At 43.7% G+C, this 23590-nt stretch carries 24 protein-coding genes; 14 read left to right on the top strand and 10 right to left on the bottom strand.

Annotation, left to right across the window (positions count from 1 at the left end; genetic code table 11):
* Positions 1-5: 5 nt before the first annotated feature.
* Positions 6-815, bottom strand: coding sequence for a DUF3153 domain-containing protein (locus AC2VE5_RS04030; RefSeq protein ID WP_486886491.1), 810 nt, complete (start codon positions 813-815; stop codon positions 6-8).
* Positions 816-878: 63 nt separating this feature from the next.
* Complete coding sequence (locus AC2VE5_RS04025; protein ID WP_486886490.1) at positions 879-1397, bottom strand: hypothetical protein; 519 nt, start codon at positions 1395-1397, stop codon at positions 879-881.
* Between the two features lie 129 nt (positions 1398-1526).
* On the opposite strand from AC2VE5_RS04025, the gene AC2VE5_RS04020 reads away from it, so the two are divergent.
* Complete coding sequence (locus AC2VE5_RS04020) at positions 1527-2015, top strand: hypothetical protein (protein WP_486886489.1); 489 nt, start codon at positions 1527-1529, stop codon at positions 2013-2015.
* Positions 2016-2026: 11 nt separating this feature from the next.
* Here AC2VE5_RS04020 and argB read toward each other — a convergent pair whose 3' ends face one another.
* Positions 2027-2920 (bottom strand): acetylglutamate kinase, encoded by an 894-nt coding sequence (argB, locus tag AC2VE5_RS04015; RefSeq protein WP_486886488.1) that lies wholly within the window; start codon positions 2918-2920, stop codon positions 2027-2029.
* A gap of 110 nt (positions 2921-3030) precedes the next feature.
* Positions 3031-3597, bottom strand: coding sequence for a shikimate kinase (locus AC2VE5_RS04010; protein ID WP_486886487.1), 567 nt, complete (start codon positions 3595-3597; stop codon positions 3031-3033).
* A 320-nt stretch (positions 3598-3917) separates the two neighbouring features.
* Between AC2VE5_RS04010 and AC2VE5_RS04005 the strand changes: the two genes are divergently transcribed.
* Positions 3918-4172: a hypothetical protein gene (locus AC2VE5_RS04005; RefSeq protein ID WP_486886486.1), complete on the top strand. Its 255-nt coding sequence runs from the start codon at positions 3918-3920 to the stop codon at positions 4170-4172.
* A 176-nt stretch (positions 4173-4348) separates the two neighbouring features.
* Here the strand turns inward: AC2VE5_RS04005 and sigC are convergent, their stop codons facing one another.
* Complete coding sequence (gene sigC / locus AC2VE5_RS04000) at positions 4349-5692, bottom strand: RNA polymerase sigma factor SigC (RefSeq protein WP_486886485.1); 1344 nt, start codon at positions 5690-5692, stop codon at positions 4349-4351.
* A gap of 1044 nt (positions 5693-6736) precedes the next feature.
* On the opposite strand from sigC, the gene AC2VE5_RS03995 reads away from it, so the two are divergent.
* The 3 genes from AC2VE5_RS03995 to AC2VE5_RS03985 all read left to right on the top strand — a co-directional run bounded on the left by AC2VE5_RS03995 (position 6737) and on the right by AC2VE5_RS03985 (position 7515).
* Positions 6737-7111 carry a c-type cytochrome gene (locus AC2VE5_RS03995; RefSeq protein ID WP_486886484.1) on the top strand — a complete coding sequence of 125 codons (375 nt, stop codon included), beginning with the start codon at positions 6737-6739 and terminating at the stop codon, positions 7109-7111.
* A 144-nt stretch (positions 7112-7255) separates the two neighbouring features.
* Positions 7256-7345, top strand: a complete 90-nt coding sequence (petN, locus tag AC2VE5_RS03990; RefSeq protein WP_106368834.1) for a cytochrome b6-f complex subunit PetN — start codon at positions 7256-7258, stop codon at positions 7343-7345.
* 5 nt (positions 7346-7350) lie between these two features.
* Positions 7351-7515 (top strand): hypothetical protein, encoded by a 165-nt coding sequence (locus tag AC2VE5_RS03985; RefSeq protein ID WP_486886483.1) that lies wholly within the window; start codon positions 7351-7353, stop codon positions 7513-7515.
* A gap of 76 nt (positions 7516-7591) precedes the next feature.
* On the opposite strand, the gene glgB is transcribed toward AC2VE5_RS03985, so the two are convergent.
* The 4 genes from glgB to AC2VE5_RS03965 form a co-directional block, all read right to left on the bottom strand.
* Positions 7592-9877 carry a 1,4-alpha-glucan branching enzyme gene (gene glgB, locus AC2VE5_RS03980; protein ID WP_486886482.1) on the bottom strand — a complete coding sequence of 762 codons (2286 nt, stop codon included), beginning with the start codon at positions 9875-9877 and terminating at the stop codon, positions 7592-7594.
* 110 nt (positions 9878-9987) lie between these two features.
* The gene (locus tag AC2VE5_RS03975) at positions 9988-10311 is read right to left on the bottom strand and encodes a hypothetical protein (RefSeq protein WP_486886481.1); all 324 of its coding nucleotides are present in this window, start codon (positions 10309-10311) and stop codon (positions 9988-9990) included.
* A 45-nt stretch (positions 10312-10356) separates the two neighbouring features.
* Entirely contained in the window at positions 10357-11031 is a 675-nt protein-coding gene (locus AC2VE5_RS03970; RefSeq protein ID WP_486886480.1) for a glutathione S-transferase family protein, read from the bottom strand.
* Positions 11032-11187: 156 nt separating this feature from the next.
* On the bottom strand, positions 11188-11445 hold the full coding sequence (locus AC2VE5_RS03965; RefSeq protein WP_486886479.1) for a hypothetical protein: 258 nt from the start codon (positions 11443-11445) through the stop codon (positions 11188-11190).
* 365 nt (positions 11446-11810) lie between these two features.
* On the opposite strand from AC2VE5_RS03965, the gene AC2VE5_RS03960 reads away from it, so the two are divergent.
* From AC2VE5_RS03960 to clpP, 3 genes are all read left to right on the top strand, one after another.
* A complete protein-coding gene (locus AC2VE5_RS03960; RefSeq protein ID WP_486886478.1) occupies positions 11811-12305 on the top strand; it encodes a hypothetical protein in 495 nt (164 codons plus the stop codon).
* Between the two features lie 94 nt (positions 12306-12399).
* A complete protein-coding gene (locus tag AC2VE5_RS03955) occupies positions 12400-14256 on the top strand; it encodes a peptidoglycan D,D-transpeptidase FtsI family protein (RefSeq protein WP_486886477.1) in 1857 nt (618 codons plus the stop codon).
* A 93-nt stretch (positions 14257-14349) separates the two neighbouring features.
* Positions 14350-14958 carry an ATP-dependent Clp endopeptidase proteolytic subunit ClpP gene (gene clpP, locus AC2VE5_RS03950; protein WP_486886476.1) on the top strand — a complete coding sequence of 203 codons (609 nt, stop codon included), beginning with the start codon at positions 14350-14352 and terminating at the stop codon, positions 14956-14958.
* A gap of 59 nt (positions 14959-15017) precedes the next feature.
* Here clpP and AC2VE5_RS03945 read toward each other — a convergent pair whose 3' ends face one another.
* The gene (locus tag AC2VE5_RS03945; protein WP_486886475.1) at positions 15018-15869 is read right to left on the bottom strand and encodes a hypothetical protein; all 852 of its coding nucleotides are present in this window, start codon (positions 15867-15869) and stop codon (positions 15018-15020) included.
* A 463-nt stretch (positions 15870-16332) separates the two neighbouring features.
* Here AC2VE5_RS03945 and AC2VE5_RS03940 point away from each other — a divergent pair, with 463 nt between their 5' ends.
* The 6 genes from AC2VE5_RS03940 to AC2VE5_RS03915 all read left to right on the top strand — a co-directional run bounded on the left by AC2VE5_RS03940 (position 16333) and on the right by AC2VE5_RS03915 (position 23487).
* Positions 16333-18678: a ribonuclease R family protein gene (locus AC2VE5_RS03940; RefSeq protein WP_486886474.1), complete on the top strand. Its 2346-nt coding sequence runs from the start codon at positions 16333-16335 to the stop codon at positions 18676-18678.
* 20 nt (positions 18679-18698) lie between these two features.
* On the top strand, positions 18699-19349 hold the full coding sequence (locus AC2VE5_RS03935) for a flavin prenyltransferase UbiX (RefSeq protein WP_486886473.1): 651 nt from the start codon (positions 18699-18701) through the stop codon (positions 19347-19349).
* Between the two features lie 34 nt (positions 19350-19383).
* Positions 19384-20073 carry a LapA family protein gene (locus AC2VE5_RS03930; protein ID WP_486886472.1) on the top strand — a complete coding sequence of 230 codons (690 nt, stop codon included), beginning with the start codon at positions 19384-19386 and terminating at the stop codon, positions 20071-20073.
* 295 nt (positions 20074-20368) lie between these two features.
* Positions 20369-20869, top strand: coding sequence for a GNAT family N-acetyltransferase (locus AC2VE5_RS03925; RefSeq protein WP_486886471.1), 501 nt, complete (start codon positions 20369-20371; stop codon positions 20867-20869).
* A gap of 334 nt (positions 20870-21203) precedes the next feature.
* The gene (locus AC2VE5_RS03920) at positions 21204-22196 is read left to right on the top strand and encodes a methyltransferase domain-containing protein (RefSeq protein ID WP_486886470.1); all 993 of its coding nucleotides are present in this window, start codon (positions 21204-21206) and stop codon (positions 22194-22196) included.
* A gap of 91 nt (positions 22197-22287) precedes the next feature.
* Positions 22288-23487: an FAD-dependent monooxygenase gene (locus tag AC2VE5_RS03915; protein WP_486886469.1), complete on the top strand. Its 1200-nt coding sequence runs from the start codon at positions 22288-22290 to the stop codon at positions 23485-23487.
* Positions 23488-23590: the final 103 nt, after the last annotated feature.

Genomic DNA, 23590 nt, shown 5'->3' with positions numbered 1-23590 from the left:
TTTTGCTATTGGTTTTGAGGAACGGGGGGAGCTAGAAGGGTTTGGGGATCGGGCATAAAACTATATCTTAAGAAAATTCCTAGGGCGACAAATAAACAAATAAATACTGTAGCAATGCCCAAAAAGTCAGGCAGCCAAAAAACTACTTCTATGTGGTTTATTTGCCCTGGTTGCAGTTTCCACAACATTTGTCGTCCCTTCGAGTAAATTTCTGGATGGATAGCGTTTTCTGCCTTTTCGATGCTCCGACCCCCCCAAGGAGTATTGAGACTAAACTCTAAATCAAAGACTGAACCTGGACTAACTAGCACATTACCGTTATTGGCAATTAAAGATAGACTCCGCAAATCTAAGTCATAAATTAAGCGATTGCGTAATAGCAGCAACAAGTTGTTTTGATGCAACTGTAGTTTAGAGTCGATTTTTGGCAGTTCTTCGGCAGTTTCAACGGAGTTTTTTGGCTCTACAGGATTAAAAAATTGATTAAATTTTTCTTCTAGGTCAGCGCCATTATCAAAGGGAATAGTTACAGTAATTTCTTCTGTCGAAAGGCGCTTGACTTTGCCTTGCAATTGTTTGGCACGCTGTTCGAGACTACTTAGCCACTGAGTCGCCGAGTCGCCGCTAAAACTTGTTAGACGCTCGCCTAGCTTAATATGTTGGACTATTTCCCCATGATTGGGACGGTCAAAAGCCACGCCCAGGTCGTATTTAACGCAACCAGAAAGTAAGAGCGATGCAAGGAGCATCAACCAAACTATTCGACTGCGCTTAATCAAACTCTTAATTTTCTGCTTCAAGAATTTATTACTCATTTTTTTAGCCTTGGCGAGCGAATTGTTATCATCGTAGTCTTTACAAGAGAGAATTCATGCTATTTACGAATTTGCCCAAAAAAGCCAGCCCACTGTCAAGCCAGTGAAAATTAGCGATACCCAAATAAATTGATTGTCTTTAGTATTTACTTGACTCAAATCTATTGGTTCTGGCTTTTGGGGTGGTTTGGGTTTAGTACGGGGTAGATTAGTATTGCTCAGACGAGTTTGGCTAGTATTATCGGCGATCGTTGTTAAATCGGGAATTTGGGTCAGCCATTCGCTTGGTCTTTTTAGCTGGGGTGCTTGCATAATATACAGCAATCGTTTTCCCTGTTTGCTAGTTTCAGCGTCGGGATGCTGTTTGATTTGTTCGCATAAAGCGATCGCTTCTGCGGTTTGTCCGGTGGCTTCATAAGCTGTTACTAACCAAATTAGGACTTTGCCCCCAAAGTCCGAATTGCGTTTAACTAGAGCGCTGGCCCTCTCTAATCGCTTTACAGACTCAGGGTACTGTCCGCGCTCAAAAGCTGCTACTCCAGCGAGGTATTCTTTCGTCGCAATTTCTAAACTTTCTGTCACTTTTTGCGTTGATTAAAACTGATCTTTCTTGATGTTGCCATTTTCTCCGGCTACTTTGCCAATAGAGAAATGATTAGAATTGAATTAAGGCTTGGTTCTTGCTAGTGCTATTAACTTAGGACAAAACTTATGAATACTCTGGGTTGGCGATTCGACTTAAATATTTTCAAGAATATAGGGGCGATCGCGCCAAGGGCAGCGCGTAAAGTGATCGAACCCATAACGATAATCCTCGTCGGGGCTGCCACAGCGCCACTTTCTGCCCAAGTTATCAGTATTGAAAACCAAGGTTTTGATGCGGATCCAACATCAGCTAATAATTCAATTATTTACACTAACCCAATTCCTACACCAAATAATTCAATTATCTACGGTAGCCCCATTCCTAGCCCGTCAATTACTTATCCTCATAACTCCTATTTTTACCCTAGTTATTATCCAGGCTCGGTAACTAAGGTAAGAGATTCTAGAAGGACGACGCTGACTAATCCAGTATTAGTTAATCCGACAATTCGCGATTCTACGTTAATTAATCCGACAATTATTGAAATTCAAACACAAAGGCGCTACCGGGTACGGGAGCGCAATACTACGATTTTAAGACCGATGAATTACTAATAGCAGTCCTTCTAGTTCAAAAACTCCGAAGCGACAATCATTGAGCCGATCCCGCTATCGGTAAAAATTTCTAACAGTAAGGCGTGAGGAATGCGTCCATCTATAATGTGGGCGGCTTTTACTCCTTGAGCCAAACTCCGCACGCAACAATTTACTTTCGGAATCATGCCTCCACCTACGACTCCTGTAGCAATTAATTCGCGGGCTTGTTGGATGTCCAATTTATAAAGCAAACTTGCAGGATCTTTATAGTCTTGCAAAATTCCGGCGGTATCGGTGAGCAAAATTAATTTTTCTGCGCCCAAAGCGGCGGCTATTTCTCCAGCTACGGTATCGGCGTTGATGTTGTAAGCTTGTCCTGATTCGTCCGCCGCTACGCTAGAAACTACGGGAATATAGCCATCTTTGAGCAAAGATTCTAAAATTCGCACGTCCATAGTGCTGACTTCTCCTACAAACCCGATTCCTTGACGACCTTCTGGGCGAGCTTTGATCAAATTGCCATCTTTGCCGCATAAACCTACTGCCGAGCCTCCAGCTTGGTTAATTAAAGACACAATTTCTTTATTAACTCGCCCGACTAAGACCATTTCTACTACATCCATTGTCGGCGCATCGGTGACTCGCAGCCCGTTATTGAATTGGGGTTCAATTCCTAGCTTGTCTAGCCAGCTATTAATTTCTGGTCCCCCGCCATGAACTATTACTGGGCGCAAGCCTACGCAAGCTAAAAATACTACGTCCCTAACTACTCGATCTTTGAGGGTGCTGTCTTTCATGGCTGCGCCGCCATACTTGACGACAACAATTCGACCAGAAAATTGTTGGATATAAGGTAAGGCTTCGCTTAGTACGCGGACGCGCGTAGCGTCAACTTCCCTAATGTATTCGCGATCGTTGTCCATAATCTGCTTTAAAGTATCCCATGCAGTTTAATTGAGGAAGCGATCGCACTTCAATCTCACAAGTTACAGTTTTCTATCCCGTCTGCTGGTAGGAAAAAATAGGATTTTTGCTAGTCGGGTGGGGATAAATCTGGTTTAAGTACGCTGGGAATAAGTTCAATTACTCGGCTGGCTATCTGGGCGGCGGTTTCGCCATCGCTGACGCGGACGTGTAAATCGGCTTGTTTGTATAGGGGTTGGCGTTGCTGAAAAATGCTTTGCAGTTGTCCCAAAGGATCGGTTGCTTGTAATAAAGGTCTTGTGCTGTCGTCTTTTAAACGCTCGTAAAGCACTTCTACAGGCACATCTAGCCAGACAATTAAGCCGTAGTGCAAATAACTCCAGTTTTTCTGCTGGGTAACAATTCCGCCACCCGTGGCGATCGCTAAATTCGTATAAGCACAGACTTGAGCTAATACTTTAGTTTCTATCTGCCTAAATTCTGCCTCTCCAACTTCTGTAAATAGTTGATTAATTGATTGCTTCGTTACTTGCGTAACGACTGCATCCGTATCCAAAAATCCGTAGCCCAACTCTGTAGCAATTAAACTCCCTATCGTTGTTTTCCCCGTTCCCATCATGCCAACGAGGTATAAATTTACTCCTTTCAATAGATTATTTTGTGTTTTTGTTCGCATATTCTCAATCCATAGTGCCTTAGATTATTTGCCTAGTTAAAAGCTTACGTCACAAGGATACTAACAATCGAGTCATAGTTTTTGCGAACAATATGAGTAGCTTTGCCTTTACGCTATTTTTATATAAAATTTACAGAAACTTTATTAATTGCTTTAACGTCAAATCAGAAGATGCCAAATATAATTCAGATTTAGCTCATCTGACTATGTTTCCCAATCCCATAGTGCCAATAGCACTTAACCCTTACAGGTGAAGAAGTTTGATAGCTCTTAGGTTCCAAAATTCTCAAGCGCTCAATGTATTTTCTGAGGTTTAAAGCATGGCTTCGATTAGTGACCTCGTACAAAATACTCTGAAGGCTGGTTATCTGACAATTGAAGCAGAAGAACAACTGCGAAAATTGCTCGGTACTCAGTATAATTTGGAAGACTTAAATGCTTTTGTTACATTGCAAGAAGCAGCGATGACGGGTCAAGTTAAGCAAGAATCCCGCGAACGCCTGATTAAAAATAATCCAGGAAAAAGGTCTAGTTGCCATTCTTTCTGCCACTACACAAGTATCAGACAGTATTAGAGACAATGTACCTGACAATACGGAACATTGGCAAAAATGATTATAAATATTGAGAGTAGGGCTAGTTTGGTTAATCTAGTCGCCGTTTGGATAAAAAATTAAGTGCGATCGCCTTTAAGGTTAATTTTTTGCCAAACGGCGAAAGCACGGGAGCCGTCCCCGTGCTTATTTGCGCTTTAGCTTAGAGAATCGAAATAATCCCGAACGCGGTTACGTCGCTTGGGTTGACGTAACTTCTGGAGTGCCTTTGATTCAATTTGCCGCACTCGTTCTCGTGAAAGGTCTAAAGCCCGTCCAATTTCTGCTAAAGAGTAAGCGCGACCGTCGCCCAAACCAAAACGCATTAAAATCACATCCCGTTCGCGATCGGTTAAATCGGTGAGTAGATACTGCAAGTCGCGCTGTAATGATTCGCGCATCAGCATTTCTTCTGGCGATACAGTATCAGTTTCTAGTAAGTCTCCAAGTTCTGTATCTTTATCCTTACCTACTTTGGTTTCTAAAGACACCGAGCGAGGGACGCGCAATAAAACATCGCGCAACTGCTTTGGTGTCATGTCCAACTCGGTAGCAATTTCCTCAATTGTTGGGGTGCGACCTTTTTCTTGGGCAATTTTGCGTTGAGCCTTCTTAATTTTGTTTAGCTTTTCGGTAATGTGGACGGGTAAGCGGATTGTCCGACTTTGAGTTGCGATCGCTCTAGTTATTCCTTGGCGAATCCACCAGTAAGCGTAAGTGCTGAAACGATAGCCTTTAGTAGGATCGAACTTTTCTACGGCTCTTTCCAATCCTAAAGTTCCTTCTTGGACTAAATCTAAAAGTTCTAAGCCCCGATTTTGATATTTTTTGGCGACAGACACTACCAAGCGGAGATTGGCTTGGATCATGTGTTCTTTGGCGCGAACACCTTGGGTTTGAATTTGCTCCAATTCTTCTACTGTCAAGCCAGCAATTTCTGCCCAGCGCCGTTTACCTGCGGACAAAGTTGGCTTGAGTTCAGAGACATCTATATCAGCATTTTTAGCCCAACGCTCTAGAGACGGGCGGTGTCCGAGTTCGGAAGTCAACCGCTCTTGCACTTCTATTAAGCGCGTGAAAGAGATCAGAATTTCATCGCCGCTACCCGCCGCTTTTGAGCAAAGCAATCGCATTTTTAAGTGACGTTGAACTTTTTGAGCTTCGGCGACTTCTTCATCTCGCGCTAATAAATCAACCCGACCAATTTCTTGCAAATAAAGCCGTACTAAGTCTGTCGAGCGGCGATTGACGCTTTGCTGAGAATTACTGGCAGTTTGTTCAATAGATGTATCAAGCAGGTCATTTACCAGGGAATCAGCCTCAAGGAGGCTGTCCTCGTCTTGAAAAGTTTCTGGGACGGAGAATCCGCCCCCAGAACTTTCCGTCTCTTGAAAAGTTTCTGGGATGGAGAATCCGCCCCCAGAACTTTCCGTTGGGACAAGTTCCAAGGACGATGGGCGATCGCCCTTAGTAGTGTCTGCGTAAAAAGATAGTGCTGGCATAAGATAGTCTCAATGGCTCTGGCGTGACAATAGACTGAATCAGTGGTGCTTGTTGTTGCTATTGTTCCCGTCATTTAGCAAGAAATAACACCGCCGCGAAAATTTCTTTGCTGAATTTAACTAAACAGGAAATTTGAATAGCAATTTTTCCCTGCAAGCCATCTACATGGTTAGTTGAGCAGTTAAGTCGATCTACAGCGCCGTAGACAGATATTCCTGAATAATTAGCCTTTTTACTTGGTTGGCTGATCTTTTGAAAAGTTTTGTGAAGGGAAAATCGCCGTCAAGACTGGGCTACGCTCGTTTCAAATTGCCCGAAAATTTGACCGTCCCCGACTTCAACGCACTTTTTGGCAATAGCCACTAAACCTGTACCAGGGATATGGTCAGGATTTTCTGCTCTAAGACTACTTTGAACCTCCGCAAAGATCCTTTTTGCCAGGCGCGAGTATCGATTTTTATGAAAATTTTGCTATTTTGTCAAAAGCGATCGCAATTACTATTGATGATAGTGTCACAGTGTTTTTGCAAAATTGATACTTAAGCATTGCTTTTTTAGCAATCTAATACTTAGCAATTAGTTGCTTCAAGCTTGCGCTCAATAGCTTATCGCCACAAACTAGGTATTATTTTGCCAAGGTATATTCACAATTTATTTGGCTGTTCACTTATTAATATTTTCGATGATGAAGTTCAAAAACATTGACATTTAGGTAATTTATTTTGCTTTGTTTTTATAGCAAGATAATCCAAAAGTTCAGCTAAGCTATTGGATTGAAAGTTTAGTTTTGTTGTGAATTTGTAGCAAAACAACAATTTTTTTTTAATAAATCTACTGAGTCTACTTACGAAAAAATCTGCCTAAGCAAGGATAAATTGCTACTTAACAGCGCGTTGTAGTACGGCTAACCTATGCCAGGAAGTAGTTTAGAGTTAGAAGTTATTTAGGCAAAACAACCATTTTACTTGCCGACATTTACAAGAACTTTTAAGCTATGTGTAGGGAGATCAAACATTTTTGTAATTCTGATTCAAATTGTAAACTTGGACAAACAGCTTTCCAAACCTGACGCAATTATTCAGCAGCTAGTGTTGTTAGCTATAGCGGTGCTGCTGACACTGCTACTATGGGCTTTTGGTATTCATCGAATCCAAGTATCCGATCCATACATTAAAAGCGTTCTAGCGCTTCCAGGGAACTCTATTCAAGGTAAGGCAATTTTTCAGATGAATTGTGCAGGCTGTCATGGTTGGCAGGGAGATGGCAGCGTCGGACCAAGCTTGCAGGGAGTTTCTAAGCACAAATCTCGTTATGGTTTAATTCATCAAGTTGTGAGCGGTGATACTCCACCAATGCCCCAGTTTCAGCCTAATACTAAGGAGATGGCAGATTTGCTCAGTTATTTGGAAACTTTATAGAGGTTCAATTGGTGCTTAGTTAGGGTATAAAGTCTCTAGTTATCGGTTCTTAAGCGCGATCGCACTTAGTAGCCGATCGGTACTCTGTTGGAAGTATCATAAAATTTAGAGTTGTTTTGTAATTTTAGTTTCGAGCCTACTGGTATGGAAATTTTGACATTGGGTTGGGTTTCATTATTAGTCTTGTTTACATGGTCGATTGCAATGGTAGTTTGGGGTCGTAATGGACTGTAAGTGACGTGGAAACAACTATTTTACCGATCTTGGCGGCATCAGCTTTTGGCTTGCTAGTAGTTGTGAGTGGGGGAATCATTTATTTGACCGCCGCATCTTGGCGCGATCGCCGCCGCCAAGAAACTGAACTTCGTACCAATAGACGCAGTGTACGCCCCAATAAAAAGTAAGGTAGCTCAATGCTGCCAACAAACAAATAATGGTACAGGCAGATTACCTGTACCATAAAAATTAATTATTTTCCTATTACTGCATTGTTGCGGTTTTCTGGCGATCGAGTTTCAACATTAAAACCCCCAACGGTGGCAAGCACAAGTCTAGGGAGTAAGACCGACTATGGCACGACCATTCATCTGCCCACTTACCGCCCAAATTACCCATATTGCTACCGCCATACTCCCGCGCATCGCTATTGAGTAACTCAGTATAAAACCCTGGCTCTGGTACGCCAATACGGTAGTGAGAGTGCGGCTGAGGAGTAAAGTTGCAAACAACAATCAAAAATTCATCTGAATCTTTAGCACGACGGATAAACGCCACCACGCTATGACGGTTATCGCTGCAATCTATCCACTCAAAACCTGGTTCGGCAAAATCTTGAGTGTACAAAGCGCTTTCTTGCCGATAAATTCGGTTGAGATCGCCCATAAATTGCTTTAACTGCTGGTGCGGCGGATGTTGCAACAAATGCCACTCCAAATCGCCCCACACATTCCACTCGCTCCATTGCCCAAACTCCATACCCATAAATAGAGTTTTCTTACCAGGATGGGCAAACATATAGCTAAACAAACAGCGCATATTCGCTAGTTTTTGCCAGGTGTCGCCGGGAATTTTGCCGATAATATGACTTTTGCCATGCACAACCTCATCGTGAGACAACGCCAGCATAAAGTTCTCGCTGTGGTTGTACCACATACTAAAAGTGATGTTGTTTTGATGAAATTGACGGAACCAAGGGTCCATGCTGAAGTAGTCCAGCATATCGTGCATCCAGCCCATATTCCACTTTAAATTAAAGCCCAACCCACCCATGTAGGTAGGCCAAGATACCATTGGCCAAGAGGTTGATTCTTCAGCAATAGACAGCGCACCCGGAAAGTAGCTAAAAATTACGTGATTAGTTTGCCGGAGAAAATCCGCCGCCTCCAAGTTTTCTCTACCGCCATATTGATTGGGCAGCCATTCCCCAGGTTTGCGACAGTAATCGAGGTAAAGCATAGATGCAACGGCATCTACGCGAATTCCGTCAATATGATATTTATCGAACCAAAACAAGGCATTAGCAACTAAAAAGTTTCTAACTTCGTGGCGATTGTAGTTGAAAACTAAAGTACCCCATTCTTTATGTTCGCCTTTGAGGGGATCGGCGTGTTCGTAAAGGTGAGAACCATCAAAAAAGGCTAATCCATGCCCATCTTTAGGAAAGTGACCGGGAACCCAATCGACTAACACGCCAATGTTGTTTTTGTGGCACTGGTCGATGAAATACATAAAGTCTTCCGGGCTGCCATAGCGCGAGGTAGGCGCGTAGTAACCCGTTACTTGATACCCCCAAGAACCGTCAAAAGGATGTTCGGCAATGGGTAGCATTTCTATATGGGTGTATCCTAGTTCGACAACGTAGGGGATCAAGCGATCGGCAAGTTCTCGATAGGTAAGGAATCTTGCCCCTGGTTTAAGTTCAGAAACCGTAACTACTGGCGCGCTTTTGCCATTAGATGCGATCGCGGGTGTCTCTGAAGCCCCATGCAGCCAAGAACCTAAATGAACTTCGTAAACGGAAATTGGCTGCGTTAAAGGGTCGCTATGGCGACGCTCTTCCATCCACTGCGAATCAGTCCATTGATAAGTATCTAGATCGGCAACTATCGAGGCAGTTTTGGGGCGAATTTCTTGCTGAAAACCGTAAGGATCGGATTTTTCGTAGATATGACCGTCTTGGTTTTTAATTTCGTATTTGTAACTATCGCCTACTTTGACTTCAGAAATAAATAATTCCCAAACTCCGGTAGCACCTTTACGCATCTGATCTTTGCGTCCATCCCAATAGTTGAAGTCTCCCAACAAGGAGACATTACGAGCGTTGGGAGCCCAAACTGCAAAATATACGCCTTTAACGCCATTAATTTCTGTAGCGTGAGCGCCTAACTTTTCATAGATGCGGTGATGATTGCCTTCGGAAAACAAATGTAGGTCAAAATCTGTGATTCTTGGCGATCGAAAAGCGTAGGGATCGTAAATCACTCGATCGCGATCGCCTTCGAGGACGCGCAGTTGATAATTTGTTAGTTCTAAGCTATCAATCGTGCATTCAAAAAAGTGGGGGTTATGCACCGAATACATTTGGTATTCTATTCGTTCTTCTGGCAGTACAACCCATGCACTGTCTGCATTAGGTAAGTAAGCTCTCACTACCCAAACCGTTTTGCCATCTTGCTCGTTGGCGTGAGCGCCCAACACTTCAAAGGGATCTTGGTGCTGGTTCCAAACAATCCGCTCTACCTGTTCGGGGGCTATGGTTATAGACATGGAGCTACCTACTTGCATATAAATTTACTTCTTGTCGTCATATTTATACATATATGTTTGATCGCCTGTCAAAGTAATTGAACCTAGTTTTTGTCCAGAACTTGTGGCGCTTAGATCGGCAGGAATGGGGCAAAAGTACGAATTAGCTGGCGCAAACGCAGAAGAAAAACAGTTTCCCTAACTTTGGGACTTAGTTTTGGCGTTGGAGAGTCTTGGAGTTGAGCTTGCAGTTCGACATACTGAGCAGCAGTGAGCGGTTTGCCGTCAATAGGCGAATTTGCTGCTGTAATAATTTCCGTCCGCAATACTTCCTCTGGAATCTCTGTTTGTGGTGGTAGTGAAAGGGCAATCTGTTTAGGGACAAATAGAGTTGAACCCACAATTAGGCTTGTACCTATGCCAAAAATAAATAATTGTTGGCGTTTGCCTAACATACCTTAATTTCTTATTTTGCGTAAGAGTAAATTTAATAGATATTACTATTTGGTTATTCCTGGCGGTAATGGTTCAGAGCAAACTAAGTGAATTTGCTTAATTTGCTCAAACAACCAGGGATATTGTTGATGATAGGTGGGAATTAACGCTAAAGGACTAAGCAAGGCGGCGGCGGTTAGATCGGCAATACTTAAGAAGTCACCAACCAAATAATTGCTTTTCTCCCAACGCCGCGATAATTGCGCTAGAGCAATTTCTATTCTCTGGGTTGCAAGTTTTGCTGTAGCATCAGTAATGCCATATTGTTTTTGTACGACTTGAATTAATAATCGGCTAAATACTGAGGGGTCAATTGCTAACCCCTCTCTAGCGCGGAAGTGGTAATACACAAACCTAGTTGCCGTACCAATGCTTTCATCTAACCAATCTTCCAACATATCTGCTTCGCTTTGCTGGGTGCGATCGGGCAAAAATAGCGCGGGTTTTGGGCAGTAATTTTCTAAAAATTTAAAAATATTAGTAGAGTCAGCAACCGCTCCTGGTTGCCCTGGTTCTTGAGGCAACAATACAGGTACTGTTGTTAATCCTGTCAATGGCTTGAGCTTCAGGATGTGCAAGCCTGGGGTTAGATTGCTGACTTGATAAGAAATTTTTTTGTAACCTAATGCAAGTCTTGCTTTACGGCAATAATGAGAAGTACTAAATTGTAGTAGCAGCATAGCGCGAACTTGCGTCTAGATAAAATAATTCTCCTACAAATATATGGCGCAAGCTTTTTGAATTTAGGACTATTTACCTTTATTCAAATAGCTACAGCAGATTTTTCTTTGTAGGAGAATACTTCGCCAACTTTAAAGAAGCTGTTTTCCTAGCTTCTAGGGCGTAGTTGTGGGAGATATAGTGGGAGATTCTGCTGGTGACGGGGTAACACCGTCGTCAGCTGGAGTGCAAGCTCCTAAACCGCCTGCGAATAGACCGAATACCAAAGCAATACCGATGATTTTTGTTTTCATAACTCCTCTTTCACCAATTGCGGCATAACACAAATGAGCCGCTTGTTGATTAAGATACCGCATTTGTTGACTTTTATTAAACAAGTATAAACATACTTGCTTGAATTTTTGCTGACTCATAACTTTAAGAAAAATTAGCGAGAGCAAAGAGTTAATCAACTGAAATCGGCAATGATTACAACGCATTGCCGCCTTCAATATCTGTTGAAAAGATAACATCTTTTTGTTTTTCAGCCTACGTCCTTAGGTATAGATTGGATTAAAAAATGCTGCAACAAGGCAAAAAACTTATAATTTGTGGAGATTTTTCCGAATAATTGCGTTTTGCTTCTCAGGCACTTAAATTTTTGCCAAAAGATAAAATTACCAATTTAACAAGCCAAAAAATAAAAAATTTCCTTCAATTAGCTCTTTGCCATTGATTAAACTTCTAAAATAACCGAGAGTAAATGACTAATAGCTCAATCAACTTTGAGAACCTGTTTATGAGTGTTGTTTCCAATTCCTCAGCCGTTTCTAACCGTAAGCCCCTTTCTTCTGGCAAAAATCAAACTGATTTAAAGCGCGATCGCCAAATAATCATCTCTCCTGGCAAACAAACAGTACCAGCTTCATGGCGATCGCGCTCAGTTCCAAGGTGGTTGTTACCCCTGCACTTGTGGCAGCGTCGTTTTGGGATCGCAACTTATATCTTAATTACCGGAATGTTAGCAGTCTACGGCTCAACCGTTTATTCGCAACAAAAGTGGAGTCAGGAATATCGCAAGTTAGAAAATTTGCAGCGTTACGAAAGGGAACTAATAACAAAGAATGAAGTGCTGAAAAATCATTTGGCAAAAGAAGCCGAACAGCCAGCTACAGACTTGGTTGCACCAAATCCGGCGGACGCAATTATTTTGCACTCATCTAGCCGCCAAAGCGATTTGTTGAGGAGCAAACCAAATACTCAACCAAAAATCGATATTCCTACTGGGTACTAAAAGTAAATTAATATTGCTTTTTGGTAACATCGATAGCTAACCCGTGCTAGATAAATGCTCGATTGACGCTAACCTACTCGCTATTTGTTAACCAATGCCAACTTCGGTTCCTCCATCTAGTTTTAAGCGCGATCGCCACCCACCGCATCGCCAAAGCCCTAAGCGGCAGAAAATATCGTCGCGATCGCACTTCAAGCGTGGAAGCTCATCAAAACCGCAATTGCTCTACTTAAGGCTATTGCTAGTTTGGGGAGTTTTATTTGCCGCAGTTATTGGGTTAGGAGTACAGTTGTATCGGCTGCAAATCTTGCAGGGAGCGGAGTTATCAAGTAAGGCAAAAAAGCAGCAAGTAGTTTCTTTGCAACCATTTATTCCCCGTCGCCCGGTGGTAGATAAGTCTAATAATGTTTTGGCAATCGATCGACCAGTTTATACTCTGTACGCCCATCCTAAATTATTTAAAAAACCTCCAAAAGTAGTCGCAGAGGTATTAAGTAGCATATTAAATCGCCCCACTTTAGAGTTGGTAAACCAATTTAGCACTCGCCCAACGGGTATTCGGGTTGCTCCGGTATTAGCTGAGGACGTTGCTAAAAAAATTGCCAAACTCAGAGTTGATGGGTTAGAACTAACCGAGCAATACTCGCGGTTTTACCCCCAACAAGACTTAGTGGGTGATGTAGTAGGTTATGTTAATCTCGATCGTAGCGGTCAAGCAGGAGTAGAGTACAGTCAACAAAAATGGCTAGAACGCTCTGTAGGAGCAGTGAAGCTCAACCGCCGGGGCGATGGAGCATTGATGAGCGATCGCCTACCGCCAGGATTTCTGCACGTAGACGACTTGCGACTACAGTTGACCATCGATACTCGTTTGCAAAGAGCTTCCCGCCTCCGGCTTAAAGAACAATTGCAAAAGTTTGGTGCTAAACGCGGCAGCGTGATAGTGATGGATGCCAGAGATGGGGCGATTTTGACCATGGTTTCCTATCCTTCCTACGACCCCAATGCTTATGCCAAAGCCGACTTTAAGTTATTTAAAAATTGGGCGCTATCAGACCTCTACGAACCAGGATCGACTTTTAAACCAATAAATGTAGCGATCGCTCTTGAAAGTGGCGTAATTCAACCCGATACTGTATTTGGCGATCCAGATGTGATTAAAGTCGGCGGTTGGCCAATTAAAAATGCTGAAAAAGAAAGCAATTACTCGCTCTCTATCGCCGGAATTTTGCAATATTCCAGCAATGTAGGCATGGTACAAATTATGCAACGGATGAAGCCCGTAGACTACTACAAATGGTTGCAAAAACTGAACTTAAACAAACCTGTAGGTATAGACTTGCCCTTTGAAGCCACAGGTCAAATTAAAGACCGCCATCAGTTTATTACTTATCCCATTGAACCCGCTACTACTTCCTTTGGGCAAGGGTTTTCCCTTACACCAATTAAGCTAGTTCAACTCCACGCAGCTTTAGCTAATGGCGGCAAATTAGTTACTCCTCACGTCGTACGCGGACTTGTAGACGCGAAAGGCGAAAGTCACTGGCAACCAACTCTACCACCGTCGCGGCAGCTTTTTTCGCCCAAAACTACCCAACAGGTAGTAAAAATGATGGAAAAGGTGGTCAAAGAAGGTACGGGCAAAGCTGCCCAAATTCCCGGCTATCGACTGGCAGGAAAAACTGGCACCGCTCAAAAAGCAAGCCCTACTGGTGGTTATTACAGTGGGGCGAAAATTACTAGCTTTGTGAGTATTTTTCCTGTAGAGTCGCCTCGCTATGTGGTGTTAGCCGTAGTTGATGAGCCAAAAGGCATTGCTTTTGGTTCTACTACTGCTGCCCCCGTGGTCAAATCGGTAATAGAATCGTTAATTGCGATTGAAAGAATACCACCTAGTCAACCAATCGTCGTGAAAGCAAGTCCCAGCCCTCAAGTTAGTGGCAATCAATAGCAAAAATCGTCTTTGACGCATTAAATTGAAGACAATTCTAGATAATCGCTAAAATTAAAGAACATTCTTAAAAATAAGCAGGACTAGATTTAAGTGATTCCTATTGTAATTGAGCAATCCGGTCGCGGGGAACGCGCTTTTGATATTTATTCTCGCCTTTTGAGAGAGCGGATAGTGTTTTTAGGGCAAAAAGTTGATTCCAACTTAGCCAACTTGATCGTTGCTCAACTGCTGTTTTTGGATGCTGAGGACGCAGAAAAAGATATTTTCTTATATATCAATTCTCCTGGCGGCTCGGTAAGTGCGGGCATGGGCATTTTCGACACGATCAAGCATATTCGCCCAGATGTTTGTACGATTTGTACTGGACTTGCTGCAAGTATGGGTGCTTTTTTGCTGAGTGCGGGTACCCCTGGCAAGCGGATGAGCTTACCTAATTCGCGAATTATGATCCACCAACCCCTTGGTGGAGCGCAAGGACAAGCTACAGATATCGAAATTCAGGCTAAAGAAATTCTCTACCACAAAAACAAGCTGAACCAGCATTTAGCCGAACATACGGGTCAACCCATTGAAAAGATTGCAGAAGACACAGAACGAGACTTTTTTATGTCTCCAGCAGAGGCTAAAGATTACGGTCTAATCGATCAAGTAATCAACCGTCACGCGGCGGGTAGCCGACCGATGGCAGTTGTTAGCTAAAATCTTTGGTTGATAAAAGAGAATCCTCTTTGCAAAGAGGATTCTCTTTTTGTTACTGCTTAGCTGCTTGCTTGTAAATGCTGCAAAAATTCTGATAATTCTTGATAGCTCAAGTATTGGCGCGATTGTTTGCTATAGTTTTCTATTAGATATTCTTTACCCTGTTGATTAGTCCACCCCAAACGTTCGAGTTCTTTGCTAGTTTGGGCAAACACTTGTAAGTAATTTAAAAATTCATATAGTTGTTGCGTACTTAGCAAATCGCGGGATTCTTTGTTGTATATGCGTTTGATATATTTACGCTCTTGCTCGGCGGTCCAACGCAGGTTTCTTAATTCTGTCTCGATCGCAATCAATGTATCGGATAAATCTACTGGCTCAGTAACGGCTACAAAATCAAGTAATTGAGCATCTTCTTTGGAGGTACGCGGGATAAAAGGCGTGACATTGCTAAATGAAGGAACTGGATTGTTACTAATTGGTGCAATTGGCTCAATTCCAAAATCTTCATCCACTACCAATTCAGAACTAGGCTCGGCGATCGCTAAGTAATCTTTTAAATTGGGAGTAAAGTCTGGGTAATTCTCTTTAGGAACGACCGTAGGTGGATCTTGCGTGGAGTTACTTAAATTTGTAGTATCACTTGTGTCAACCAATTCTGGAATAGAAGTAAGGCGATCGCTTTCTTTGGGTACAGCCGGAGTAATCTCTTGCGCCGCAACTACAGAAATCGCTCTTAATCTTGCCTGGTCTTCAGCAAGTTCTATTGTTTCTGCTGCTGCCATGCCTGTAGCACGGACTACACCTTCTATCTGGACGGAGACTTGAACTACAAATTTACCTTGATAAATAGTCAGTAACTCAGATAAGAGACTGGCGGTGGGATAGCGTTCTTGGAATTGAGCCAACATATAACAATTTGCAAAAATAATTTTCTTTACTTATCACTCACCGTAAAGCTGGCGATCGCACTTCTTGGGTCTAATATTAAACAGTCTATAAAATTTCCCTAACTAACTTTCTCAAACTAGACCCTAATTGCGTTACTTTCTTATCCTAAATGCTTATCGATCTAAATAGCTATTTTATATAAGTCCGCTCGATCTTAGAATAAATATAAGAATAGTCCGTAACTACAGAGCTAGTTAACCAAAGCTACCCATTTTAAAGACTGATCGGGCGATCGCACTATTACCGTTGCGGCAATTAAACAAGTGCCGATCGCACAAAACTTGCTTTTGAAAGTAACGCAGGTGCGATCACACGTATTGAACGCCCCTGCTAGTCGGAGCTTCTACTGGGTAGCATTATGGTTATATCGCTACATTGAGATCGCAACAATAACAATTTTTCGACCGGAGGGCGGTTCGCTACATGGAATTTTTTTCAATCGCTACACTACTGGCAAATTTTACCGATGACAAACTACTTGCTGCCAAGGTATTAGAAAAGAAACTTGATTGCTCTGACGAACAGTCTATCGGCAAACTCCACATTGCCTTAGATGTTTTAGAAAAAGTTGGCATTGTTGCCAAAGATCGCGGCAAATACCGCCGAGTATACGAAGAAGATTTGATTGAGGCAAAATTGCGCTGTTCCAGTAAAGGATTTTGCTTTGCAATTCAACAAGGGGAAGGAGTAGAAGATATATATATTCGCGAAAGTCACCTGAGTACAGGTTGGAATGGCGATCGCGTTTTAGTCAAACTGACCAAGGAAGGCAGCCGCCGTCGTAGTCCTGAAGGAGAAGTAAAGCTAATTGTCGAGCGTTCAAATCACAGTTTACTGGCACGAATTAAGCAAGCTAGTAACGGCGCAATGCGTGCCGTACCCTTAGACGATCGCTTGCTATTTGAAATTGAACTCCAACCAGATAGCGAACACGATCTGACGCAAGCAATAAATCACCTCGTTCACGTTGAAATTCAACGCTACCCACTCGCGCAGTTTCCACCGATTGGCAAAGTAGTCCAAATTCTCGGTAGCGACGCTGAAGCTGCCGCCGATATTGATTTGGTTTGCTGCAAGCACGATTTACCAAGAGTTTTTCCCTCGGCTGTAGAGCTTGCCGCTCAAAGCTTACCTAAAACTGTAAGTAAAAACGATCTTAAAGCTAGGCTTGATCTGCGATCGCTATTTACTTTGACAATTAGCGAAGATACGGGTATGGAGGCAATGCTGAACGAGAATGCTTTTTCTTTGGAACAAACCCCCGCAGGAAAATGGCAGCTTGGAGTTCATATTGCCGATGTTGCCCACTACATTACACCAGAATTAGTCGCTTTAGACCGAGAGGGTTTGAAGCGAGGTAGTGCGGTCTATTTAGGCGAAACCGTGCTACCAATGTTACCGGAAGCTGTTCTAGAAAGTTGTGCTTTGTTGCCGGGACGCGATCGCAATTGCATCTCTGTGCTGATTACTATCGATCCTGCAAGCGGGCAGATAATTGAATTTGAAATTCAACCTAGCGTCATCAATGTCGATCGCCAATTGACCGAACAAGAGGCTCTTAGCCCTGGGGAGGACGTAAAAAGTAAGCTAGAACAGCTTTCGACCTTAAGCGAGTTAATTAGAGGGCAGCGCTTGCAACGAGGTAGTTTTGAACTTCAGTTACCACCCCGTCTCAACCATTACAAAGACGAAGGCATGTTAGGAGCGGTAGTAATTACCTCTGCTGAGAACGAACAGCCATCGCCAGCGATTGGGTTAATGGTGACAGAATTTATCTTAATTGCCAATCAAGTAGTCGCAAGTCACTTGCAAGCCCTTGGCGTTCCGGCAATTTATCGCTCCCAATCGGCTCCTGACCTGGAAGATGTGGAAGAAATGATCAAACTAGCGAGTAATTTGGGAGCGCAGTTAGCACTTACCGACAATGTAGTTACACCGATGGATTTTCAACGATTTTTGGAGCAATTTGCGACATTGCCATCCCAGCAAGTACTAAATTATTTGCTCCAAGCAACGCTCAAAAACGCTACCTATACACTGCAACCTCAACCTCACTTTGGTTTAGCTTTAGAGCAAGGTTACACCCATTGTACTTTTCCTTTGCGACGTTATGCTGATTTGCTGATTCAAAGGGTATTGCACAGCATATTTGAACAAGGACGCGATCGCCGGACAACTCGTGCCAAAGAAAGCGTGAATCTCCGGCATAGTTCAGCGAGAGGTAATATTAGCTGGAATGTATTGCCTACAGAAATCCATCAAGAACTAGAAGCAGATTTAGGCAGGATGATTGTCCCTCTAGGCGATCGCGAAAAAGAAGTGCTTGATGCCCAAGAAGATTTGCTAGGGCTGCAAAAAGCGCAAATTATGAAGCAGCGCACTGGTGATGTGTTTCAAGGATTAATTACTGGCGTTCAGTCTTACGGCTTTTTCGTCGAAATTGCCCTAGAAGCCGAAAATGGCAAACAACTCCAAGTTGAAGGCTTAGTTCACGTTAGTTCCCTCAAGGATGATTGGTATGAGTACAGAGCAAGACTACAAGCGTTGTTTGGGCGCAAAAATCGGGCTTCTTACCGTTTGGGCGATCGCGTAGAAGTCCAAGTAAAAAGTGTGGACTATTACCGCCAGCAAATAGATTTAGTTACGGTAAATAGTAATAATGGCGATCGTCAAACAACCACTGCCAACCCCAACGGTTTTAATGCGGCGGATGGTAGCGACCAATTGAGTGAAGAGGACTTAGAACCTTATACTGACGATGAGCTATAATTCTCTATTTATAAATTTGCGTGTCTAATTCTATTCAATTAAATTCTTTGCCTGTGCCAGCATCACCTTTAATTTTGGGCGTTTCTGGCGCATCGGGGCTAATTTATGCTGTCCGCGCCGTCAAGTTTCTGTTGGCGGCGGGGTACAATATCGAGCTTGTTGCCTCCAAATCTACATACATGGTTTGGCAATCAGAGCAAAATATAAAAATGCCTGTAGAACCAATCGCGCAAGAGCAATTTTGGCGAGAGCAAGCTGGAGTCGAAACGTCGTCGGGTAAGCTAAATTGTCATCCTTGGGGAGATGTGGGTGCGAATATTGCTAGTGGTTCTTTCCGCACCCTGGGAATGGTAGTTATACCCTGTAGTATGAGTACCGCCGCCAAACTAGCGGCGGGCTTAAGCTCAGACTTACTAGAACGAGCGGCGGATGTGCAGTTGAAGGAGGGGCGTAAATTGGTTATAGTACCGCGCGAAACTCCCTTTAGCCTCATTCATCTCCAAAACTTGACTACCTTAGCCCAAGCCGGAGTCAAAATTGTGCCAGCAATTCCAGCTTGGTATCATCATCCTCAAACTATTGAAGACTTGGTAGATTTTGTGGTGGTTCGCACTTTAGATCAGTTAGAGATTGACTGTATTCCGATCGAGCGGTGGCAAGGACGTACTTAAAGGCACAATAGAAAGTAGTTTTAGGTTGTAATTTTTGCAGCTTAAAACTACTTTTGTTCTATTCAACCTGTGGCTATTTATGCAAATCATCTTGCTATTGGTAATCTTAGGAGGACTAGCACTATTATTGGTGCAAAATTGGTCTCCAGTTCTTCCCCTGGTGTTTTTAGGCTTAACAACCCCAGCTTTACCCCTAGCAGTATGGATTTTAATTAGTTTAGCTGCGGGTGGGGGTACATCGCTGGCGATCGCTAGTTTGTTTAAACTAACAAATTATTTTGCTCAACCCAAACGCAGTCAAAAGCGTCAAGTTAAACCGCCATCTCGTCCTCAACCACCATCCAATAGTTATAGGGAGCAAGCGACCCAACAGGCAAATAAAAACGATAATAGTAGCGCCGATGACTGGCTAGACGAGCCTATCAATGATGACGATTGGCACCTAGAAGAAAATCCTCCAGAGGATAAGACCGAAAAATCCTCTTATCCTCAAGACTCTAGAAGCTATGAAGTAAATAACGAACCCAAAAGTAGCAAACGTCAAGGATCGGTTTATTCTTATAGTTACCGGGAGCCTGAAAGTTCTGGAGTCGGCAAAAGCGAGTCTGTATACGATGCTGACTATCGAGTGCTGACACCGCCTTACAAGTCGCCTAATCCAGTTGAAGAAGATGATGATTGGGGGTTTGATGAAGATGAAGATGATTTGCCGCCACGTCAATAGTTGTTGATAAAATCACTAAGCGAACTATAAACCCGTCAAACCTTGATGGCATGGAGTAGTCTGAGCAGAGCTTTCTGGCTACTCGTCCGTTGAGTATTGACTGTAGAAATCGTTGCGAGCTAAGACACCTTAAAGCCAAGAGCTAGAAGTCTTAGGATTTGGATATATTTATGCTCCTTCTCGATCGTCAGTGTGGCGATCGCTTCATGAAAACCAGATCGGAACATAGTAGGATATTTTGTGGAGTTCCCTGCGTCCGATGAATGCCAACAGTTGAAGATTCAAAAATTAATAGATGATTGAAATTGTTGAAGCAGATCTTAATCTGCCTACTCATGCGGAAGCTATGATTCAGTTAATGGATGAGTATGCGCTTGACCCGATGGGTGGTGGAAAAGGGCTGTCTGACTACGTTAAAACCAATCTGTCAGCACAATTGGCAAAAAGAATAGCCGCTCATGTCATCCTCGCGTTTGTTGATGCCGAACCCGCAGGGCTTGTTGTCTGCTTAGAAGGATTCTCTACCTTCGCGTGCAAGCCGTTACTTAATATTCACGATGTCATTGTTGCTTTACCCCACCGTGGTAAAGGCTTGTCCAAACTGCTGCTACAAAAAGCAGAAGAAATCGCGATCGCTTTGGGCTGCTGCAAACTCACTCTAGAGGTGCTGGAAGGGAACCATGTTGCTCAGTCAGCATACAAGGCGTGTGGATTCAGTGGCTATGAGCTAAATCCCCAAATGGGGAAAGCATTATTCTGGGAAAAGAAATTAGTCGCAGTCAAACAGGTGGAATAACGGTGATGAAGTAAGAGCCATTAGATCGGGTTAGGAATTCTCAGAGACAAACCGTTAGCCTGCTGGCGTTGCAAGTTGTGGCAGTAGTCTCAAGTGATCTATTGATGTTCAAAATCAAGCTATTTGCAAGAGTGTCTGTGCAGCAATGTGTTCAAGTCATTAGTCAGATTTAAAGTTGGGCGATGCCGTCGTCTACAGCAGCCTATGCCGTTGTTTCGCGATCGCTTTTGAGAGCAAGTCACCAAGGGGCTTTACCCTTACCCCTGTTCCGAACAAGCTGGAGTTTGCGATCTAGCAATAGAATAAAGTTGTCAAGAAATATTAAGGTATCTTAATGAGTTTGTTTTTTTCAGCGCTTGGGCTTCTTCTTTTCCTGCTGACACTAGGCGTTGCATTCTATCTAATTACAGCCCGTCGTTATCAATCATCCAACTCTGTAGCCAATTCCTATGACCAATGGACTGAAGACGGTATTTTGGAATTTTACTGGGGCGAACATATCCACCTCGGTCACTATGGTTCGCCGCCACAACGGAAAGATTTTTTGACTGCCAAATCTGACTTCGTGCATGAAATGGTGCGTTGGGGAGGCTTAGACAAATTACCCCCTAACACTACCGTCTTAGATGTTGGCTGTGGAATTGGAGGCAGCAGCCGCATTTTGGCAAGAGATTACGGGTTTGCAGTTACAGGTATTACCATTAGTCCCCAACAGGTCGAACGCGCCCAGCAGTTAACGTCCAAGAACCTTAACGTGCAGTTTTTGGTGGATGATGCGATGGCACTTTCGTTTCCAGATGCGAGTTTTGATGTCGTTTGGTCAATTGAAGCTGGACCCCATATGCCAGACAAAGCCGTTTTCGCCACAGAGTTAATGCGGGTGCTAAAACCAGGTGGTGTATTGGTAGTAGCGGACTGGAATCAGAGAGACGATCGCACTAAGCCACTCAATTTTTGGGAAAAACCTGTCATGCAGCAACTCCTCGATCAGTGGTCTCATCCTGCGTTCTCAAGCATCGAAGGCTTTTCCGAGCTTTTGGCAGCAACGGGATTTGTGGAGGGGGAAGTGGTAACAGCAGACTGGACAAAGCAAACGCTACCCTCTTGGCTAGATTCTATCTGGCAGGGAGTGGCTCGACCCCAGGGATTGGTGCGTTTTGGTCTATCTGGTTTGATTAAATCGCTGCGAGAAGTACCGACCCTGCTACTAATGCGGTTGGCATTCGGTACAGGTCTGTGCCGATTCGGGATGTTTCGCGCCTTGCGAACCAAATCGCTGTCACCTCTGCCCCAGACTGTTGCAACCCAATCGGCTCAAGTTAGATAAAGAAGGGCTATATCTCACTCATCTACACCTCTGAAAATATAAATAATTGTTCGCATTCTACACAGGCAAGGATCTTTGCCTGCAACAAAAAATGACTCAGGTTGTAATTATTGGTGCAGGACCTACGGGGTTAACCCTAGCATTGCTTCTAGCAAAACGAGGCATTGCCGTCAAGTTGATTGAAGCCTCGCGCAGCTTTCGGCGGATCTTTCGGGGAGAGGCGCTGATGCCCAGTGGTCTAGAAGCGATCGCACACCTAGGACTTGCAGACATAGTAGAACAGATACCGCACCGCTCGATTGATGCTTGGGAGTTTTATATTGAAAATCGTCCCCTCTTTCGGGTCAACGAACCGATGGAACCTGGTGGTAAGCCCTGTACGCTAATTTCCCAGCCTGCTTTTCTTGAAGCCGTAGGTAAAAAAGCCAATGAGTGCGAAAGTTTTGAACTGCTCCAGGGTACTGCGGTTCAGGATTTGTTGTGGCAAAACGATCGCGTGTCTGGTGTCAAACTAGGCGACGGTAGAGCGATCGCGGCAGATATTGTTATTGGCGCTGATGGGCGCAACTCGAGCGTGCGACAAAAAGCAAACTTGTCCCTAGAAAAAGAGGCTCAAAGCTTTGATATCCTCTGGTTTAAGCTGCCAACAAGTCCGCAGTTTGCCTCGGAAAATGTGTTTTATTCGCTGGTACGCGATTGCCATGGGTTTGGGGTATTCCAAGGGTCAGAAGGCAATCTTCAGGTGGGATGGTCGCTGCATAAGGACGATCCGATTGAATGGCAGAGTATAGATTGGGCAGAGAAACTTGCCTCTGCTTCTCCCGATTGGTTAGCCGCGCATTTTCGCCAACAGGCAGGCTCGATTGAGCGACCGTTGTTGCTGTCGATTGTAGTCGGGCGTTGCCTGAGTTGGCAGATCCCAGGATTGCTACTATTGGGTGATGCGGCTCATCCCATGTCACCAATCCGCGCCCAAGGAATCAACATGGCATTACGAGATGTTGTAGTTGCAGCCAACTATCTCGTTCCACTATTGCAGCAGCAGCCCAATCTTGCCGCAATTGATGCTGTTCTCCCCCGAATTCAAGCCCAACGAGAACCGGAAATTATTCAGATCCAAAAGCTTCAACGAGCCGAAGTTGCTCAAGCTGAACTACTGCGAAACAACGCCCTCCTGCGATATGGTGTGAGCCGCCTAGCACCACTGCTTAGGAGCAAGATTCGCCAATCTTGGCTCAAGCGACAACTCCAGTTACGTCAAGGATTCGCTCAAGTAGATTTAAAGGTGTGAGTAAGTTTTCTGGCTCTGCTTGAATTACTACAAATAAACCAAAACCAATTAAATTCAGAGTAGCCAAGATGAGCAAAGATTTTATTTTCCTCTCCACTCATCA

This window comes from Aliterella sp. E5.1 (genome assembly GCF_057473825.1).
This window is presented reverse-complemented; position numbering and strand designations above follow the sequence as displayed.

Excerpts from the sequence above, each read along its gene's own strand:
- AC2VE5_RS04030 (WP_486886491.1), bottom strand. The coding sequence starts at position 815 with ATGAGTAATAAATTCTTGAAGCAGAAAATTAAGAGTTTGATTAAGCGC.
- AC2VE5_RS04020 (WP_486886489.1), top strand. The coding sequence starts at position 1,527 with ATGAATACTCTGGGTTGGCGATTCGACTTAAATATTTTCAAGAATATA.
- argB (WP_486886488.1), bottom strand. The coding sequence starts at position 2,920 with ATGGACAACGATCGCGAATACATTAGGGAAGTTGACGCTACGCGCGTC.
- AC2VE5_RS04010 (WP_486886487.1), bottom strand. The coding sequence starts at position 3,597 with ATGCGAACAAAAACACAAAATAATCTATTGAAAGGAGTAAATTTATAC.
- AC2VE5_RS04005 (WP_486886486.1), top strand. The coding sequence starts at position 3,918 with ATGGCTTCGATTAGTGACCTCGTACAAAATACTCTGAAGGCTGGTTAT.
- sigC (WP_486886485.1), bottom strand. The coding sequence starts at position 5,692 with ATGCCAGCACTATCTTTTTACGCAGACACTACTAAGGGCGATCGCCCA.
- petN (WP_106368834.1), top strand. The coding sequence starts at position 7,256 with ATGGAAATTTTGACATTGGGTTGGGTTTCATTATTAGTCTTGTTTACA.
- glgB (WP_486886482.1), bottom strand. The coding sequence starts at position 9,877 with ATGTCTATAACCATAGCCCCCGAACAGGTAGAGCGGATTGTTTGGAAC.
- AC2VE5_RS03975 (WP_486886481.1), bottom strand. The coding sequence starts at position 10,311 with ATGTTAGGCAAACGCCAACAATTATTTATTTTTGGCATAGGTACAAGC.
- AC2VE5_RS03970 (WP_486886480.1), bottom strand. The coding sequence starts at position 11,031 with ATGCTGCTACTACAATTTAGTACTTCTCATTATTGCCGTAAAGCAAGA.
- AC2VE5_RS03965 (WP_486886479.1), bottom strand. The coding sequence starts at position 11,445 with ATGAGTCAGCAAAAATTCAAGCAAGTATGTTTATACTTGTTTAATAAA.
- AC2VE5_RS03960 (WP_486886478.1), top strand. The coding sequence starts at position 11,811 with ATGAGTGTTGTTTCCAATTCCTCAGCCGTTTCTAACCGTAAGCCCCTT.
- AC2VE5_RS03955 (WP_486886477.1), top strand. The coding sequence starts at position 12,400 with ATGCCAACTTCGGTTCCTCCATCTAGTTTTAAGCGCGATCGCCACCCA.
- AC2VE5_RS03945 (WP_486886475.1), bottom strand. The coding sequence starts at position 15,869 with ATGTTGGCTCAATTCCAAGAACGCTATCCCACCGCCAGTCTCTTATCT.
- AC2VE5_RS03940 (WP_486886474.1), top strand. The coding sequence starts at position 16,333 with ATGGAATTTTTTTCAATCGCTACACTACTGGCAAATTTTACCGATGAC.
- AC2VE5_RS03925 (WP_486886471.1), top strand. The coding sequence starts at position 20,369 with ATGATTGAAATTGTTGAAGCAGATCTTAATCTGCCTACTCATGCGGAA.
- AC2VE5_RS03920 (WP_486886470.1), top strand. The coding sequence starts at position 21,204 with ATGAGTTTGTTTTTTTCAGCGCTTGGGCTTCTTCTTTTCCTGCTGACA.
- AC2VE5_RS03915 (WP_486886469.1), top strand. The coding sequence starts at position 22,288 with ATGACTCAGGTTGTAATTATTGGTGCAGGACCTACGGGGTTAACCCTA.